This is a genomic window from Streptomyces sp. NPDC021115 (genome assembly GCF_044333065.1).
GTDB lineage: Bacteria > Actinomycetota > Actinomycetes > Streptomycetales > Streptomycetaceae > Streptomyces.
On record NZ_JBIRQF010000014.1, the window covers coordinates 60,332 to 76,958 of the forward strand.

General features: G+C 71.1%; 13 protein-coding genes and 1 pseudogene. 10 read left to right on the forward strand and 4 right to left on the reverse strand.

Annotation, left to right across the window (positions count from 1 at the left end; genetic code table 11):
* Positions 1-63: 63 nt before the first annotated feature.
* A complete protein-coding gene (gene lexA, locus ACH4TL_RS32720; RefSeq protein WP_398323604.1) occupies positions 64-867 on the reverse strand; it encodes a transcriptional repressor LexA in 804 nt (267 codons plus the stop codon).
* Between the two features lie 466 nt (positions 868-1,333).
* Between lexA and nrdR the strand changes: the two genes are divergently transcribed.
* From nrdR to ACH4TL_RS32740, 4 genes and pseudogenes are all read left to right on the forward strand, one after another.
* Positions 1,334-1,855 carry a transcriptional regulator NrdR gene (gene nrdR / locus ACH4TL_RS32725; protein ID WP_398323602.1) on the forward strand — a complete coding sequence of 174 codons (522 nt, stop codon included), beginning with the start codon at positions 1,334-1,336 and terminating at the stop codon, positions 1,853-1,855.
* 113 nt (positions 1,856-1,968) lie between these two features.
* The gene (locus ACH4TL_RS32730) at positions 1,969-4,836 is read left to right on the forward strand and encodes a vitamin B12-dependent ribonucleotide reductase (protein WP_398323600.1); all 2,868 of its coding nucleotides are present in this window, start codon (positions 1,969-1,971) and stop codon (positions 4,834-4,836) included.
* 324 nt (positions 4,837-5,160) lie between these two features.
* Positions 5,161-6,363, forward strand: a pseudogene (locus ACH4TL_RS32735) (pyridoxal phosphate-dependent aminotransferase); the annotation flags it as partial.
* Positions 6,364-6,433: 70 nt separating this feature from the next.
* Positions 6,434-7,039 carry a YdbC family protein gene (locus ACH4TL_RS32740; protein ID WP_398323598.1) on the forward strand — a complete coding sequence of 202 codons (606 nt, stop codon included), beginning with the start codon at positions 6,434-6,436 and terminating at the stop codon, positions 7,037-7,039.
* Positions 7,040-7,087: 48 nt separating this feature from the next.
* On the opposite strand, the gene ACH4TL_RS32745 is transcribed toward ACH4TL_RS32740, so the two are convergent.
* Positions 7,088-7,711, reverse strand: a complete 624-nt coding sequence (locus ACH4TL_RS32745) for a TetR/AcrR family transcriptional regulator (RefSeq protein WP_398323596.1) — start codon at positions 7,709-7,711, stop codon at positions 7,088-7,090.
* Between the two features lie 161 nt (positions 7,712-7,872).
* On the opposite strand from ACH4TL_RS32745, the gene ACH4TL_RS32750 reads away from it, so the two are divergent.
* The 4 genes from ACH4TL_RS32750 to ACH4TL_RS32765 all read left to right on the forward strand — a co-directional run bounded on the left by ACH4TL_RS32750 (position 7,873) and on the right by ACH4TL_RS32765 (position 11,057).
* The gene (locus tag ACH4TL_RS32750; RefSeq protein ID WP_398323594.1) at positions 7,873-8,532 is read left to right on the forward strand and encodes a histidine phosphatase family protein; all 660 of its coding nucleotides are present in this window, start codon (positions 7,873-7,875) and stop codon (positions 8,530-8,532) included.
* Between the two features lie 11 nt (positions 8,533-8,543).
* Entirely contained in the window at positions 8,544-9,434 is an 891-nt protein-coding gene (locus ACH4TL_RS32755; protein WP_398323592.1) for an ADP-ribosylglycohydrolase family protein, read from the forward strand.
* Between the two features lie 196 nt (positions 9,435-9,630).
* Complete coding sequence (locus ACH4TL_RS32760) at positions 9,631-10,332, forward strand: ribonuclease HII (protein WP_398323590.1); 702 nt, start codon at positions 9,631-9,633, stop codon at positions 10,330-10,332.
* A gap of 68 nt (positions 10,333-10,400) precedes the next feature.
* A complete protein-coding gene (locus ACH4TL_RS32765) occupies positions 10,401-11,057 on the forward strand; it encodes a hypothetical protein (RefSeq protein ID WP_398323588.1) in 657 nt (218 codons plus the stop codon).
* 80 nt (positions 11,058-11,137) lie between these two features.
* On the opposite strand, the gene ACH4TL_RS32770 is transcribed toward ACH4TL_RS32765, so the two are convergent.
* Together ACH4TL_RS32770 and ACH4TL_RS32775 are read right to left on the reverse strand one after the other, a co-directional pair.
* Positions 11,138-11,758, reverse strand: a complete 621-nt coding sequence (locus ACH4TL_RS32770; RefSeq protein ID WP_398323585.1) for a hypothetical protein — start codon at positions 11,756-11,758, stop codon at positions 11,138-11,140.
* A gap of 220 nt (positions 11,759-11,978) precedes the next feature.
* Complete coding sequence (locus tag ACH4TL_RS32775) at positions 11,979-14,168, reverse strand: RecQ family ATP-dependent DNA helicase (RefSeq protein ID WP_398323583.1); 2,190 nt, start codon at positions 14,166-14,168, stop codon at positions 11,979-11,981.
* 110 nt (positions 14,169-14,278) lie between these two features.
* Here ACH4TL_RS32775 and ACH4TL_RS32780 point away from each other — a divergent pair, with 110 nt between their 5' ends.
* Entirely contained in the window at positions 14,279-15,667 is a 1,389-nt protein-coding gene (locus tag ACH4TL_RS32780; RefSeq protein ID WP_398323581.1) for a DUF4192 domain-containing protein, read from the forward strand.
* A 192-nt stretch (positions 15,668-15,859) separates the two neighbouring features.
* Positions 15,860-16,621 (forward strand): NUDIX hydrolase, encoded by a 762-nt coding sequence (locus tag ACH4TL_RS32785; RefSeq protein ID WP_398323579.1) that lies wholly within the window; start codon positions 15,860-15,862, stop codon positions 16,619-16,621.
* The last annotated feature ends 6 nt before the right edge of the window (positions 16,622-16,627 follow it).

Genomic DNA, 16,627 nt, shown 5'->3' on the forward strand with positions numbered 1-16,627 from the left:
CCGGCGCAGTGGTCCCGGGGCCCGGTCGTTGGGCGCGCTGTCGGCGCGCCTCGGTCCGTCGGCTCAGACGCGCCGCAGCACTGCGACGACCTTGCCCAGAATGGTCGCCTCGTCACCGGGGATCGGCTGGTACGCGGCGTTGTGCGGGAGCAGCCAGACATGGCCGTCCTCGCGCTTGAAGCGCTTCACCGTCGCCTCGCCGTCGAGCATCGCGGCGACGATGTCACCGTTCTCGGCGACCGGCTGGCGGCGCACCGTGACCCAGTCCCCGTCGCAGATGGCGGCCTCGATCATGGAGTCGCCGACCACCTTCAGGACGAACAGCTCACCGTCGCCGACCAGCTGGCGGGGGAGGGGGAAGACATCCTCGACCGACTCCTCGGCGAGGATCGGCCCACCGGCCGCGATCCGGCCGACCAGCGGAACGTAGGAGGCGGCGGGCTTGCCGGTGGTGTCCGTCGGCTGCGTGCTCGGCTGGTCCGAGCCGCGGACCTCGTAGGCCCGGGGCCGGTGGGGGTCACGCCGCAGGAAGCCCTTGCGCTCCAGGGCCATCAGCTGATGGGCGACAGACGAGGTGCTGGAGAGGCCCACCGCCTGGCCGATCTCCCGCATGGACGGGGGGTAGCCGCGCCGCTGCACAGAGTCGCGGATGACCTCGATGACGCGGCGCTGCCGGTCGGTCAGCCCGGAGCTGTCCGCCCGGATGCCTGGAGGTCGCCCTGGTAGTGATCGGGTCGCCTTCTGCCCCTCCGGGTTCGTGCTCGCGTCGTTGATCGCGTGAGTCTGATTCATCGCGTGTGTCTGTTCGAGTCGGCTCTGGGAGCGCTCCTGGGCGGTAACGGTGGCGCTCTCTGCGGTGGTGGTCACGACGGCCCCTCTCGAGATGTTCTCCCTAGTTGGACAACGGTAGTTGCTTTCGAAAGGTTGCGCCAAACACACGTTCGAGTGAAATATCCCAGATGAGCTGACGTGATCACAGGCTTGGGTGTATAGGGCGGTTGTGGCGCGCGCTGAGGGGAGGGTCCGGCGGCGAGTTCGGGGCGTGTCCGGCGGCGGGCCTCAGTCTTGCACTCCGGTCCCTGTGGATCCGGGACCAGTGGGGTTCGCGTAGTCTCGTGCCTGCTCCCGAGCCGTGACACGCCATCCGGTGCGGTTGAGTGCCAGACCCCAGATCTAGTGGTTAGATGGGTTTCAGTCACCCACAGCTTGTGGTCCCTGGTGATTCATTGCCGAGATCTTCGCCTATGCTTGTGGTCGCTTCGACGGGCCCGCGCGGCCGGTCGGGGCTTGTCAGTCATGCGCCGTTTTTGAGGGTGAGGGAGGGTACGGAGTCATGCACTGCCCCTTCTGCAGGCACCCCGACAGCCGCGTCGTCGACAGCCGGACCACGGACGACGGCTGCTCGATCCGCAGGCGCCGCCAGTGCCCCGATTGTTCGCGCCGCTTCACGACCGTGGAGACCGCGTCACTGATGGTGATCAAGCGGAGCGGGGTCACCGAGCCCTTCAGCCGCGACAAGGTCATCTCCGGGGTCCGCAAGGCATGCCAGGGCCGTCCCGTCACCGAGGACGCCCTCGCCAAGCTCGGCCAGCGCGTGGAGGAGGCCGTACGGGCCACCGGCAGCGCCGAGCTGTCCACCCATGACGTGGGGCTCGCCATACTCGGTCCGCTCCAGGAGCTGGACCTCGTCGCCTACCTCCGCTTCGCCTCCGTCTACCGCGCCTTCGACTCGCTCGAGGACTTCGAGGCCGCGGTCGCGGAGCTGCGTGACCAGCAACGGCCTCCCGCGCACGACCGCGGGTCCGGCGCCGACGGGGCCGCGGAGGCCCCCGCGCCCGCCACTGCCACCGACTGACCGGTGGCCGAAGACTGCCCGGGGTGCATCGCGTCTCCGGGTGAAAGACAGACACACCGTGCCTGGGAAGAAATGGGCACATCAGGGCGTTTTCGCCCGTACAGGGAGGCGGAATGACAGAGACGACGAGCGGCCCCGCACGAGGCTCCCGCTCCAAGGGAAGCAAGAACAAGGGCCTGCGTATCGAGCGCGTCCACACCACCCCCGGCGTGCACCCGTACGACGAGGTGGTCTGGGAGCGTCGTGACGTCGTCATGACCAACTGGCGTGACGGGTCGGTCAACTTCGAACAGCGCGGCGTGGAGTTCCCCGACTTCTGGTCGGTGAACGCGGTCAACATCGTCACGAGCAAGTACTTCCGCGGCGCGGTCGGTTCCCCGAGCCGCGAAGCGAGCCTGAAGCAGCTCATCGACCGGGTGGTGAGCACCTACCGCACGTCCGGCGAGGCCAACGGCTACTTCGCCTCCCCCGAAGACGCCGAGATCTTCGACCACGAGCTCACGTACGCGCTGCTGCACCAGGTCTTCAGCTTCAACTCGCCCGTGTGGTTCAACGTCGGCACCAAGCAGCCGCAGCAGGTCAGCGCCTGCTTCATCCTCTCCGTCGACGACTCCATGGAGTCGATCCTGGACTGGTACAAGGAAGAGGGGATGATCTTCAAGGGCGGTTCCGGCGCCGGCCTGAACCTCTCCCGCATCCGCTCCTCCAAGGAACTGCTCTCCTCCGGTGGCAACGCCTCCGGGCCCGTCTCCTTCATGCGCGGTGCCGACGCCTCCGCCGGCACGATCAAGTCGGGCGGTGCGACCCGCCGGGCCGCCAAGATGGTCGTGCTCGACGTCGACCACCCGGACGTCGAGGCGTTCATCGAGACCAAGGTCAAGGAGGAGGAGAAGATCCGCGCCCTGCGCGACGCGGGCTTCGACATGGACCTGGGCGGCGACGACATCACGTCCGTCCAGTACCAGAACGCCAACAACTCGGTCCGGGTGAACGACACGTTCATGAAGGCCGTGGAGTCCGGCTCGCAGTTCGGCCTGCGCAGCCGCCTGAACGGTGAGCCCATCGAGGAGATCGACGCCAAGTCGCTCTTCCGCAAGATGGCCGAGGCGGCCTGGGCCTGCGCCGACCCGGGCATCCAGTACGACGACACGATCAACCACTGGCACACCTCGCCGGAGTCGGGCCGGATCACCGCCTCCAACCCGTGCAGCGAGTACATGCACCTGGACAACTCCTCGTGCAACCTGGCCTCGCTCAACCTCATGAAGTTCCTGGAGGACGACGACGCGGGCAACCAGCGCTTCGACGCGGAGCGCTTCGCCAAGGTCGTCGAGCTGGTCATCACCGCGATGGACATCTCCATCTGCTTTGCTGACTTCCCCACCGAGAAGATCGGCGAGACGACTCGCGCCTTCCGTCAGCTGGGCATCGGCTACGCCAACCTCGGCGCCCTGCTGATGGCCACCGGTCACGCCTACGACAGTGACGGCGGCCGGGCCCTGGCCGGAGCCATCACCTCCCTGATGACCGGCACCTCGTACAAGCGCTCCGCCGAGCTGGCGGCCGTCGTCGGTCCGTACGACGGCTACGCCCGCAACGCGGACGCCCACAAGCGCGTCATGAAGCAGCACTCGGACGCCAACGCCATCGCCAGGCGCATGGACGACCTGGACACCCCGGTCTGGGCGGCGGCCACCGAGGCATGGCAGGACGTGCTGCGCCTCGGCGAGAAGAGCGGCTTCCGCAACGCCCAGGCGTCGGTGCTCGCCCCCACCGGCACCATCGGCCTGATGATGGACTGCGACACCACGGGCGTCGAGCCGGACCTGGCGCTGGTGAAGTTCAAGAAGCTCGTCGGCGGCGGCTCGATGCAGATCGTGAACAACACGGTCCCGAAGGCCCTCAAGCGGCTCGGCTACCAGCCGGAGCAGGTCGAGGCGATCGTCGCCCACATCGCCGAGCACGGCAATGTGATCGACGCACCGGGGCTGAGGCTCGAGCACTACGAGGTCTTCGACTGCGCGATGGGCGATCGTTCCATCTCGCCGATGGGCCACGTGCGGATGATGGCCGCCGCCCAGCCGTTCCTGTCCGGCGCGATCTCCAAGACGGTCAACATGCCGGAGTCGGCCGCCGTCGAGGAGATCGAGGAGATCTACTTCGAGGGCTGGAAGCTGGGCCTCAAGGCTCTGGCGATCTACCGCGACAACTGCAAGGTCGGCCAGCCGCTCTCCGCCAAGAAGAAGGAGGAGAAGGCGGCGGAGCAGGCCGAGCCGGAGGTCGAGAAGGTCGTCGAGTACCGCCCGGTCCGCAAGCGCCTGCCCAAGGGCCGTCCCGGCATCACGACCTCCTTCACGGTCGGCGGCGCCGAGGGCTACATGACGGCGAACTCCTACCCGGACGACGGGCTCGGCGAGGTCTTCCTGAAGATGTCCAAGCAGGGCTCGACCCTCGCGGGCATGATGGACGCCTTCTCCATCGCCGTCTCGGTCGGCCTCCAGTACGGGGTGCCCCTGGAGACGTACGTCTCGAAGTTCACCAACATGCGCTTCGAGCCGGCCGGTATGACGGACGACCCGGACGTGCGGATGGCCCAGTCGATCGTCGACTACATCTTCCGCCGGCTGGCGCTGGACTTCCTGCCGTTCGAGACCCGGTCGGCGCTCGGTATCCACTCCGCCGAGGAGCGCCAGCGTCACCTGGAGACCGGTTCCTACGAGGCGTCCGAGGACGACGACGTCGACGTCGAGGGCCTGGCCCAGTCGGCGCCGCGCCGTCTGGAGGCCCCGAAGGCCACCACGACCGCGTCCCAGTCCGAGACGTCGGCCCCGAAGCAGGCTCACAGCTCGACCGAGCTGGTCGAGATCCAGCTGGGGCTGAACGCCGACGCGCCGCTGTGCTTCTCCTGCGGCACCAAGATGCGCCGCGCGGGCAGCTGCTACCTGTGCGAGGGCTGCGGCTCGACGAGCGGTTGCAGCTGATCGTCAGCCCTGACGGGTGACCTTCGACGCGGGGCGTGGCCTTCGGGCCGCGCCCCGCTGGCGTGCGTGCGGTGGGCGGAAGTCGAGCGGACTGTAGCGGTTCCTGTATCTCCTGTCACTCGACTTCTCATACGCACCATGAAATTCAGCAACGCCCCGACTGGCGGTGGCTCGTGCGCGACGCTCTGTGCAAGCGGAGCCGTACGTCGTGCCCAGCACGGCCCATGTGACCGAGGAGGTCTTGCTGTGACTGTCGCCGCCATCGGCAACACGGGTAATGCCGCACAGCTTTTCCGGGGCACCAACCACAGTCCGTCGTACTTCATGCTGAATCGCGCGGGAGTTTCGGGCGGCGGACAGGACATCGTGGATTTCTGCATCCCCTGCAATCCCTACTTCCCGACCCCCGGTATGTTCGACGAGTTGTCGGCCATGCTGCGGGACATCCTCACTTATTACCCCAGCTCCGCCGATGCGATCACCGCTGAACTGGCGCATCTGCTCGATCTCCAGCCGCAGACCATGGCGATGGGCAACGGCTCGACGGAACTCATCACCTGGATCGACCATTTGCTGGTCAAGGACAGCCTGGCCGTGCCGATCCCCACCTTCGGCCGGTGGACGGACCAGCCGGAGGAGACCGGCAAGCGCGTGGACATGTTCCGGCTGCCTGAGCGCCAGGGCTTCGCCCTCGACCCCGATGCCTTCGTGTCCTTCATACGGCAGCGGGGGTCGCGCACCGCCGTCATCTGCAATCCCAACAATCCCGACGGCGGTCTCCTCTCCCGCGACGCCGTCATATCGTTCATGGACTCCCTCGCGGACCTCGATCTGGTCGTCATCGACGAGTCCTTCCTGGAGTTCGCCGACCCCGAGGCGGGCCCCTGGCCGAGCGTTGTCGACGAGGCCGTGGTGCGCCCGAACACCGTCGTGCTGCGCAGCCTGGGAAAGAACTTCGGCCTGCACGGCGTGCGTTTCGGCTACCTGGTGGCGAATCCCTCACTCGCCGGGAAGATCCGCTCCAGGCTGCCGAAGTGGAACCTCAATTCCTTTGCCGAGATCATCGTCTTCATGCTCAAGGACCATCAGCAGGACTACGAGATGAGCCTGCGGATGCTCGCTCGCGACCGGCAGGAGATGATCGCGCAGCTGGGGTGTCTGCCGGGAATGACCGTCTTCCCCTCGCAGGGCAACTTCGTGTTCGTGAAACTGCCCGAGGGCGCGAACGGCGTGCAGGTGCGGGACCGGCTGCTGGCCGAACACGGCGTGCTGGTCCGCGAGTGCGGCAACAAGCTCGGCAGCAGCAGCCAGTTCATGCGGCTGGTGGTGCGGTCGGAGCCCGATGTGCAACGGCTGCTGTCCGGGCTCAGCAACGTTCTGTACGGAAGCGCCTGGTACGCGCCCCTGCCCGGCGGCCAGCAGCTGCAAGCGGCGTGTGCGCCGACCCCGGGTATGCGGCTCGCGGGTCCCGGTGCCGGAATGCCGGGCGCCGGGGTGGGGCACCCTGTTCCGGGGCCGGGGACGGGCCGCAGGCGGCGCTGACCACGGACGGTTCGCTGTGTGATGCGGGCCACCGTCGTGGCCGTAGGATGGCGCGGTGCTGGTCAAGTGGATTCGCTGCACCGTGGTGGACCGCCCGGGGTTCGAGCGGGGGCAGCGGAAGTGGGCGGGGATGCCCGGTGAGCCGGGATTCCGGGGGCAGGGCGGTGGCTGGAGCCGGGGGCGGCCGAACGTGGCGCACATCTTCGCGTTCTGGGAGAGCCGGGCGTTCTACGACTCCTTCATGGCGCGGTCGCACAATCGGCTGGCGGCCGCGCAGTCGGGCACGTACCGGAACATGCAGGTCCGGCTCTTTGAGTATCGCTTCGATGTGAAGGTCGGTTTCCAGCCCCGGTTCAACGACGCGGACGTGCTGCGGGTCGCGCACTGCCGTGTGCACGCGGACCGGGTGGATCACTTCACGCTGGTGCAGGAGAAAGTGTGGAATCCGGCGATGGCCGGGTCGCCCGGCATGCTGCGCGGGGTCTTCGGCGAGGCGCCGGGGAACGAGTTCCTCGTGCTGTCGATGTGGGACTCGGCCGCCGAGCACGGGAAGTACCGGGTGGAGCGGGTGGAGCGGCTGGGCCTGCGTGCTCAGACGGAGGCGGACGTGGCCGCGATAGCCGGCGATGTGGTGGGCGTCGAGTCCGCCTGGACGGTCTGAGGGCGCGACCGCGCCCGGCTGCGGCTCCGGCCCCGCGCATCGGAATCGTCACCGCACCGGGAGGTATGCCCCGGCCCGCACGGCGGCCGCGACGGCTGCCGCCGACTGGTCGGCGAGCGGTGTGCCGAGCGGCTCGCGGGTGATCAGGGCCCGGAGGAACAGCGGGGCGGACACGGCCCGGACGACCGCCCCGGCGTCGGTGCCGACGGGCGCCTCGCCGCGCTCGACGGCCCGCGCCACCACGGGTTCACACCGGGCGAACCGCTCGGCGTAGAAGTCATGGAGCGCCTCCGCGGCGCGCCGGGACTGGAGCGCGGCGGCGACGAAGGCGGTCGGCGCGGCCGCGGCCGGTGCGTCGCCGAATGACTCGGTCACCTCGCGGGCCAGGGCCCGCAGATCACCTTCGAGGCTGCCGGTGTCGGGAGGCGCCCAGGCAGCCTCCCCGGCGAGCTGTAGCGCGTCGGCCACCAGCCCCTCGACGCTGCCCCAGCGCCGGTAGACCGTCGTCTTGTGGACGCCGGAGTGTTCGGCGACGTACTCGACCGTCAGGCCCGGGTAGCCGTGCTCGGCGAGGCCGGAGAGCACGGCGTCGCGGACCGCGGCGCGGGTGCGCGCGGTGCGCCCGCCGGGGCGGACGGTGCCCGGGGTGGGGGCTGCGCGATCTTCGGACAAGTGCGCCTCTGGTTGCGTGAGTGCGGTTTCGTGTGCCAACTCCGAGGGTAATGCAACTTTAGTTGTGTTTGCAGCGGTGGCGGGGGAGTGGTCGCATGGCTGTCCGGTGGTGGAGGAGGGGAGCGAGGCGCTCGCCGAGCGCCCGATCTAGGGTGGGCGGCATGGCACGACCCCGGCGCATCATCCTCATACGGCACGGCGAATCGGAGGGGAACGCCGATGACTCGGTGTACGAGCGCGTGCCCGACCATGCCCTGAAGCTGACCGAGACGGGGCGGCGGCAGGCGCAGGAGGCGGGCGTCCGGCTCCGTGCCACCTTCGCCGACGAGCGCGTATCGGTCTATGTGTCGCCGTACCGGCGCACCCATCAGACCCTGGAGCTGCTCGGCCTTGATCCGTCCCGCACCCGGGTCAGGGAGGAGCCGCGGCTGCGCGAGCAGGACTGGGGGAACTGGCAGGACCGCGAGGACGTGCGGAAGCAGAAGGCGTACCGCGACGCCTACGGGCACTTCTTCTACCGCTTCGCGCAGGGCGAGTCCGGGGCCGATGTCTACGACCGGGTGGACGCGTTCCTGGAGAGCCTGTGGCGCAGTTTCGAGGACCCTGCGCATCCGCCGAACGTCCTGCTGGTCACCCACGGGCTGACCATGAGGCTGTTCTGCATGCGCTGGCTGCACTGGAGCGTGGCCGAATTCGAGTCCCTGTCCAATCCGGACAACGCCGAGACGCGGATGCTGCTGCTGGGCTCCGACGGCCGCTACCACCTCGACCGCCCCTTTGAGCGCTGGTGCACACCCGAGCCCTACGGGCTCACCGGTTAGAGTGCCCAGCGATGACCGCTGACCGTTACCACCGGGCTCTGGCGAGCCTGCGCGGGCTGTCCGTGGGCGATGCCCTCGGCTCCCAGTTCTTCGTACCCGCCAACTATCCCTTCCTCAAGCGCCGCGAACTGCCGCCCGCCCCCTGGCAGTGGACCGACGACACCGAGATGGGCTGCTCCGTGCTGGCCGTCCTCGCCGAGCACGGCCGGATCGACCAGGACGCCCTTGCCTGGTCCTTCGCCGAGCGCCATGACTTCGACCGGGGGTACGGCCCCGCCGTGAACCGGATGCTCCGGCTGGTCAGGAAGGGCGGCGACTGGCGCGATCTGGCCGCCGGGCTGTTCCAGGGACAGGGTTCCTGGGGTAACGGTGCCGCCATGCGGATCGCCCCGCTGGGTGCCTGGTACGCGGGCGACGTGGAGCAGGCGACGCATCAGGCGGAGATCTCCGCGTACACCACGCACCAGCACCGGGAGGCCGTGGCGGGCGCGATGGCGGTGGCCGCCGCGGCGGCCGTGGTGGCCGGCCCGGAGGGCCCCGGCGGCCCGGAAGCCCTGCTGGACCGGGTGATCGAGGCCGTCCCGCGCAGCGCGGTCCAGGCGGGGCTGCGGCGCGCCCGCGACATGCTGGACTACGCGGACGCCGGTACCGTCGCCGCGGTGCTGGGATGCGGCCGCCGCACCAGCGCCCACGACACCGTGCCCTTCGCGCTGTGGGCCGCGGCCCGGCACCTGGACTCCTTCGAGGACGCGTTCTGGACGACCGCACAGGCAGGCGGGGACGTGGACACCACCTGCGCGATCGTCGGCGGAGTGGTCGCGTCCGGCTCCCGTGGCGCACCGCCCCGCGGATGGCAGGAGCGCACCGAGCCGCTCCCCGCCTGGGTCCCGGAGGCGGGCTGACGGACGGCACCGTGGGTGCGTCGTCCCAGATCACGGCCGTGTCCACCGCTCCGCCGAACGGCCTTCGCCCCGCGTCGGGTTGGGTGCGGAGGGCCGTCGGAGCCGTCGGGGGTCGTGGCCGTTCCGGCGGCCCGGGGGCGCAGCGCTTGATCCGGGTACACGGCGGTCGGGTGAGCGGCGTAATGTTGTCCTCGCCATGGCCTACCAACCGCCCACCCACAGTGTCGAGCGTTCGCTCCGCGCCACGACAGGAGCCAAGATCGTCGTCGGTGTCGACGAGGTCGGGCGGGGAGCCTGGGCAGGCCCGGTGACGGTCTGCGCGGCGGTCACCGGTCTGCGGCGCCCGCCGACCGGGCTCACGGACTCCAAGCTGCTGAGCCCCAAGAGGCGCACGGAGCTGGCGGGCGAGTTGGAGTCGTGGGTCACCGCGCACGCCCTGGGTCACTCCTCGCCCGAGGAGATCGACGACCTGGGGATGACGGCGGCCCTCCGGCTCGCCGCCACCCGGGCCCTCGAGGGGCTGCCCGTCCGTCCGGACGCGGTGATCCTCGATGGCAAGCACGACTACCTCGGCGCTCCCTGGACGGTCCGCACGGTCATCAAGGGCGATCAGTCCTGTGTGGCCGTCGCGGCCGCTTCCGTGATCGCCAAGGTGCGGCGGGACGCGTTGATGGCCGAACTGGGAGACGCGCACGCGGACTTCCGGTTCGGCGACAACGCCGGATACCCGTCCCCCGTGCACCGCGCTGCCCTGCGGGAACAGGGGCCCACGCCCCACCACCGGCTGTCCTGGGCCTACCTGGACGGGCTGCCCCGCTGGCGGCACCTGAAGCGCGTGCGCACGACACCTGAACCGTCCGAGCTGGGGGTCGAAGGCCAACTCGGCTTCGACTTCTGAGCAGACCGACCGGTCCAAACCACCACCCGCCGGTGCGACTCGCACCGACGTTTGATAGACATCAGCCCATGCCTCTCATCCCCGAGGAGCCTCAGATTCACGAGAGTGTCCCGGGTCCTCGCGCGACACCGGCCGCAGGCCGCACCGCGCCGACCCCTCGTCCTGTCCCTGGTCCCGGCCCCCGGCCCGCTCCGCGGCGCCCCGGTACCCCCGGTCCGAACCGTGGTTCCACCGGGACCTCGTCGGCTCCGTCGCAGCGCACCACGAGCGATGCGGCGAAGCCTGCGCCGACCGCCCCGGCGGCCCCGGCCGCCAAGACCGACCCCGCGTCGCCGGCCGCGCCCCAGATCCAGCTGATCCCCGCCTCGGTGGACGGCGCTCTGGACGCGGCGGACGAGGCGGTCGATCTGCTGCTGGACTCCGGCCGGGCGCCAGGCGAGATCCTGGTGCTGGCCACCGGAGACCAGCATCCATGGGCGGCACATGAGTTGTCCTTCGGCGAGGCGTCCTACTGGGCGCAGCACGACGCCGGTGACGACGTCTTCTACGCCGCCGCGGACGCCGACCGCACCACGGGCCGTCCGGTCGTGGTCGTCGCCGTCAACGGCGGTGCGGACGATGCCGTGTCCCGCGCACTGCCCAAGGCGATGAGCCGTGCCTCGGCGCTGCTGATCGTCTGCGGTGACCCGCAGCGCATCAACACCCTCATGACCGCGGGCGTCTGATTCCGCACTTCCCGTACGCCCGGTGCCCGGCAGCCCCTGACGCCCGTCAAGGAGCTGTCCGGCGTCCGGCCGGTCGGCGGTCACACGGCCGCTGAGCGGTGCAGCATCTCGCGCGCCCCGTCCAGGGGCCGCGGCAGGGGTGCCGCGTCGCCGTCGGGTGCGGAGGTGATCCCCAGTGCGGTCCGGAGCGAAGCGGAGTGCGGCCGACGGCCGCCCCGCCCCTCGCCGAGGACCTGCCAGCCCGCCCGGGTCAGGGTGATGTACGCACCACAGCGCAGCCCGTGCAGGGTGCAGGCGTCGCGCAGACCCCACATCCAGGCGCCGTCCTCCTCCGTCCACCGGCTCTCCCCCTCGCGGCAGTAGAGCAGCACGGCGGTGCGGACCGGCGCACGGCGCCGCAGATCGTGTGGGATCACCCGGCGCAGCTGGGCCAGGAGCGCGTTGCGGAACGCCCATCCGTCGGGTGCGGCGGAACCGTGCTGCCTGAACGACGCGCTCGCCGTGAGGCGTTCCTCCGGATCGAGGACCGCGACGACGGCCGTCGAGGGGGTCGGCAGATGGCGGCTGTGCAGCCCGAGGACGACCTCGCGTGGATTGCGCAGCAGCGGTATGCCGGCGGCGGCCCATTCGGCGGGTTCGAGCATCCGGCCCAGCCGGACGGCGGAGTCGGCGGACGGTGGCGGAGCGAAGCCGAAGGTCACGGTCCTCCCTTCGTCTGCGCGCCCATGGTCCGTGCGAGGGTCGGGCGCGGGCGCACACCACGACACGGCCCCGTCAGGACCACGAGGGGGCCGGCGCGGGGAGCTTCTGACAATTCTTGCGGGAAGCGCTCGCGTGCGGCAATGAGCAGTTGGCACACCTGGCCGGTTTGGGGCTATGTGCCTTCTATATTCCTCGCCCCCTTCCCGGCCAACCGCCTGCTCAGCCCTGCACGGCGAGGACCAGCGGAAACACCGCGGCCGCACCGGCCCGGCGAAGCAGCCGGGCCGCGACGGCCACCGTCCAGCCGGTGTCCGTCAGATCGTCGACGAGCAGCACCGGGCCACCGGCCTCGGTCAGGGCCGCCGCCAGCGCGGGCGGCACGGTCAGCGCCCCGTGCAGCGCCCGCAGGCGCTGCGCGCTGTTGGTGCGCGGCACCCGGGTGTCCACCTCGGTGTCCTGGTACGAGACGGTGCCCAGCAGAGGCATCCGGCCGACGGCGGCGATCCGCTCCCCGAGGCTCTGGATGAGCTGGGGCCGGGTGTGCGAGGCGATCGTGACCACCCCCACCGGACGGGCCGGTGCGTCCGGGGCGCCGGACGCCCATCCGCCGGGGCCCTTGGCCCAGTCCGCGAGCACGGTCACCACCGCGCTCGCCACATCGTCGGGAACCGGGGTGTCCGGAGCCTGCGGGGCGAGCAGTGGACGCAGCCGGTTTCCCCAGCCGATGTCGGAGAGGCGGCCGAGCGCCCGGCCTGCCGCGGCCTGCTCACCCGCCGGGATACGCCCCTTGAGGTCGACGCCGACCGAGGGCAGCCCGGTCGGCCACATGCGGCGCGGCTCCACCTCCACACCGGGCCGCCCCAGTTCGCCACGCGCCGCGTCGAGCGATGCGTCGGACACCTCGGTGGTGAACCGGGCCCCCGCGCAGTTGTCACAGCGGCCGCAGGGCGCCGCCTTCTCGTCGTCCAGCTGCTGCCGCAAGAACTCCATCCGGCATCCGGCCGCCGAGGCGTAGTCCCGCATTGCCTGCTGCTCCGCCTCGCGCTGCCGCGCCACCCATGCGTACCGCTCGGCGTCGTAGGCCCAGGGACGCCCGGTGGCCGTCCAGCCGCCGCGCACCCGCCGCACGGCCCCGTCCACGTCGAGCACCTTGAGCATCGTCTCCAGACGCGACCGCCGCAGCTCGACCTGGGGCTCCAGCGCGGGCAGGGACACCGGCCGGTCCGCCGCCGCCAGCACGTCGAGCGTGCGGCGCACCTGCTCCTCCGCCGGGAAGGCGAGCGAGGCGAAATAGCGCCAGATCGCCTCGTCCTCGCGGCCGGGCAGCAGCAGCACCTCGGCGTGCTCCACACCGCGCCCGGCGCGGCCGACCTGCTGGTAGTAGGCGATGGGGGAGGAGGGCGAACCGAGGTGCACCACGAAGCCGAGGTCGGGCTTGTCGAAGCCCATGCCCAGCGCCGAGGTGGCGACCAGCGCCTTGACCCGGTTGGCCAGGAGGTCCTCCTCGGCCTGCTGGCGGTCCGCGTTCTCGGTCTTGCCGGTGTAGGAGGCGACGGTGTGGCCGCGCTGCCGCAGAAACGCGGTCACCTCCTCGGCCGCGGCGACGGTGAGGGTGTAGATGATTCCGGAGCCCGGCAGCTCATGGAGGTGATCGGCGAGCCACGCGAGCCGGTGCGCGGCATCCGGCAGCCGCAGCACGCCCAGGCTCAGGCTCTCCCGGTCCAGCGGGCCACGCAGCACCAGCGCCCGCGCGCTCCCCTCGTCGTCGCCCGGCTTCTCGCGCCCGCCCGTGCCCAGCTGCTCGGCCACATCCGCCGTCACCCGGGCGTTGGCCGTCGCCGTCGTGGCCAGTACGGGCACGCCCTGGGGCAGATCGGCCAGCATGGTGCGCAGCCTGCGGTAATCGGGGCGGAAGTCATGGCCCCAGTCGGAGATGCAATGCGCCTCGTCCACGACCAGCAGCCCGGTGGCGGCGGCGAGCCGGGGCAGCACCTGGTCGCGGAAATCGGGGTTGTTCAGCCGCTCGGGGCTCACCAGCAGCACATCCACCTCGCCCGCGGCCACCTCCGCCTGGATGGTGTCCCACTCCTCGGCGTTCGAGGAGTTGATGGTACGGGCGTGGATGCCCGCCCGCGCCGCGGCATCGACCTGGTTGCGCATCAGCGCCAGCAGCGGGGAGACGATCACGGTCGGGCCGCTGCCGCGCTCGCGCAGCAGCGCGGTGGCGACGAAATACACCGCGGACTTGCCCCAGCCGGTGCGCTGCACGACCAGCGCCCGGCGGCGATCGGCGACCAGCGCCTCGATGGCCCGCCATTGGTCTTCCCGCAGTCGTGCGGAGCCGGTGGTGTCCCCGACGAGGCGGGCAAGGACGCGGTCGGCCGAGATACGCAGATCTTCGTCGCTCATGCCCCCATGCAACCCGATCCCTCCGACAACGCGCGAGCGGGGCCCGCAGCCTGTGGATAACGTTATCCACAGGGCTGGCGGAGCCGACCGGGCTGAGGGACCGTCTGGTCATGACTCGAGACAACGACACGGCCGGTCTGTCCGGCGAGGAGCAGGTCACCCTCCGCAGCCCGGCCGAGCTCGCCGACGCCCTGCCCTATGTGCTGGGCTTCCACCCCGATGACAGCGTCGTGATGATCGCGCTGCACGGACCGCGCGGCCGGTTCGGCGGCAGGCTCAGGCTCGGCATCCCCCGTGTCCGCGAGGAGTGGCCCGAGGTGTGCGATCAGCTCGCCGAGTGCCTGATCGTGGGCAGTGAGCGGCGGGGTGACCGGCCCGACGGGATCGTGCTGTTCCTGTGCCAGGAACCGGCCGAGGGCGAGTCCGGGCGGGAGGTGATGGAGCGGCTGAGGCCCCTGGCGCAGCGCCTGCGCACCGCGTGCGGCGGCTTGGAGGTGCCGGTCTTCGAGGCGCTGTGCATCTCCGACGGCCGGTTCTGGTCCTATGTCTGTCCCGACCAGCGCTGCTGTCCGCAGGACGGGGTGCCGCTCGCCATGCCCGGCACCTCGGTGATGGCCGCGGCCGCGACCTTCGCGGGGGTGCATGTGCGCGGTTCGCTGCGCGAGATGGAGGCCAGGCTCACGCCGCTGACCGGGGCCCGCGCCGAGGGGCAGGAGCGGGCGCTGGACATCGCGGGGAGCAGGCTCGTGCCGAAGATCCTCGGAGGTGTGGACTGCGCCGCCGTGCGCGAGGAGACCCTGGGTCTCGCGCGCCGGATGAGGGACCGGTTGTGTGGCGCGCCGCCGATCTCCGACCCGAGCGCGTCCGATGCCCGCGACGACGGCCTGCTGGGCGACGAGGAAGCCGCCTCGGTGATCATCGGGCTCCAGGACCGGATGGCGCGCGACCGGGCCGCCCAGTGGATGGAGGAGCCGGACGCCGAGGCGGCCCTGCGGCTGTGGCGTGCCCTGGCCCGCCGCTGCGTCGGCTCGTACGGTGAGCATGCCGCCGCCCCGCTCACCCTGGCCGGCTGGGTCGCCTGGTCGTCCGGTGACGAGCCCTCGGCCCGGGTCGCGCTCGGCCGCGCGCTGCGGGTCGATCCGCACTACCTCTTCGCCAAGCTGCTCCATCAGGCGTGCAACGAGGGGCTCGATCCCGAGCTGTTGCGCCAGTGTCTGCGCCGGGACGAGGCGGACCAGGCGGTGCACGCCGCGGTCCACGAGGAGCTGCGGCGGCTGGACGGCGCGGTCACCGAGGCGGCTCCCGAGCCCATGGGGGCCGAACCCCCGGCGGCTGACGGCGGAGGGCATCCGGAGCGGACCGGACGGCGATGGCCCGCGCGCACCACCGGACCGGGCGGCCCCAGCGGACCGGGCGCTTCCGGGGGCAGGCGGCGGCCGGAGGGCAGGGCCAGGACCCGGCGCAGGACGGGCGGGCGCGGCACGCGTAGCCGCCGCTGACCACGAGCGGCACCGGACGGACCGTCAGGGGCGCCGCGGGGACGACCGCCTCGTGGATCGCCTCATGGGTCGCCCCATGCGGAAGGAGGTGCGAGCGGCGAACGGGAAAACGCCTGGGAGAGCGCTTTCAGGAACATCGCCGATCATGCTCAAGGGCCTGATTATCGTCAGGCAGACGACTATGATCGTCTCATGCCCTACGACCCATCGGCCTTCCCGGCTTTCGCCGTCACCGTGGATCTGGTCGTGCTCACCGTGCGGCGGCACGCGCTGTGTGCGTTGGCCGTCCGCCGCGGCGAGCCGCCCTTCAAGGGGCGATGGGCGCTGCCCGGCGGTTTCGTCCGTGCCGACGAGGACCTGTCCGCCGCCGCGGCCAGGGAGCTGGCCGAGGAGACCGGGCTGCACGCCCATGATCCGACGCTCCCCGTCCCGCCGAACGCTGCGCACCTCGAGCAGCTCGCCACCTACGGCGACCCCAAGCGGGATCCCAGGATGCGGGTGGTCAGCGTCGCGCATCTGGCGCTGGCGCCCGACCTGCCCGCGCCCCGGGCCGGGGGCGACGCCCACAGCGTCCGCTGGGCCCCGGTCGAGTCGCTGCTGGACCAGGACGGTGCCTTCAGCCGGGACGCGGACCTGGCCGCACCGCTCGCCTTCGACCACGCCCGCATCCTCGCCGACGGCGTCGAGCGCGCCCGCTCGAAGATCGAGTACTCCTCGCTGGCCACCGCCTTCTGCCCCCAGGAGTTCACGGTCGGAGAGCTGCGCCGGGTGTATGAGGCGGTGTGGGGCGTGGCCCTGGATCCGCGCAACTTCCACCGCAAGGTCACAGGAACCCCGGGGTTCCTGGTGCCCACCGGGGGCACGACGACCCGTCAGGGCGGGCGGCCCGCACAGCTGTTCCGGGCCGGGGGTGCCACGGTGCTCAATCCGCCCATGCTGCGTCCCGAGGTATGACGGCCC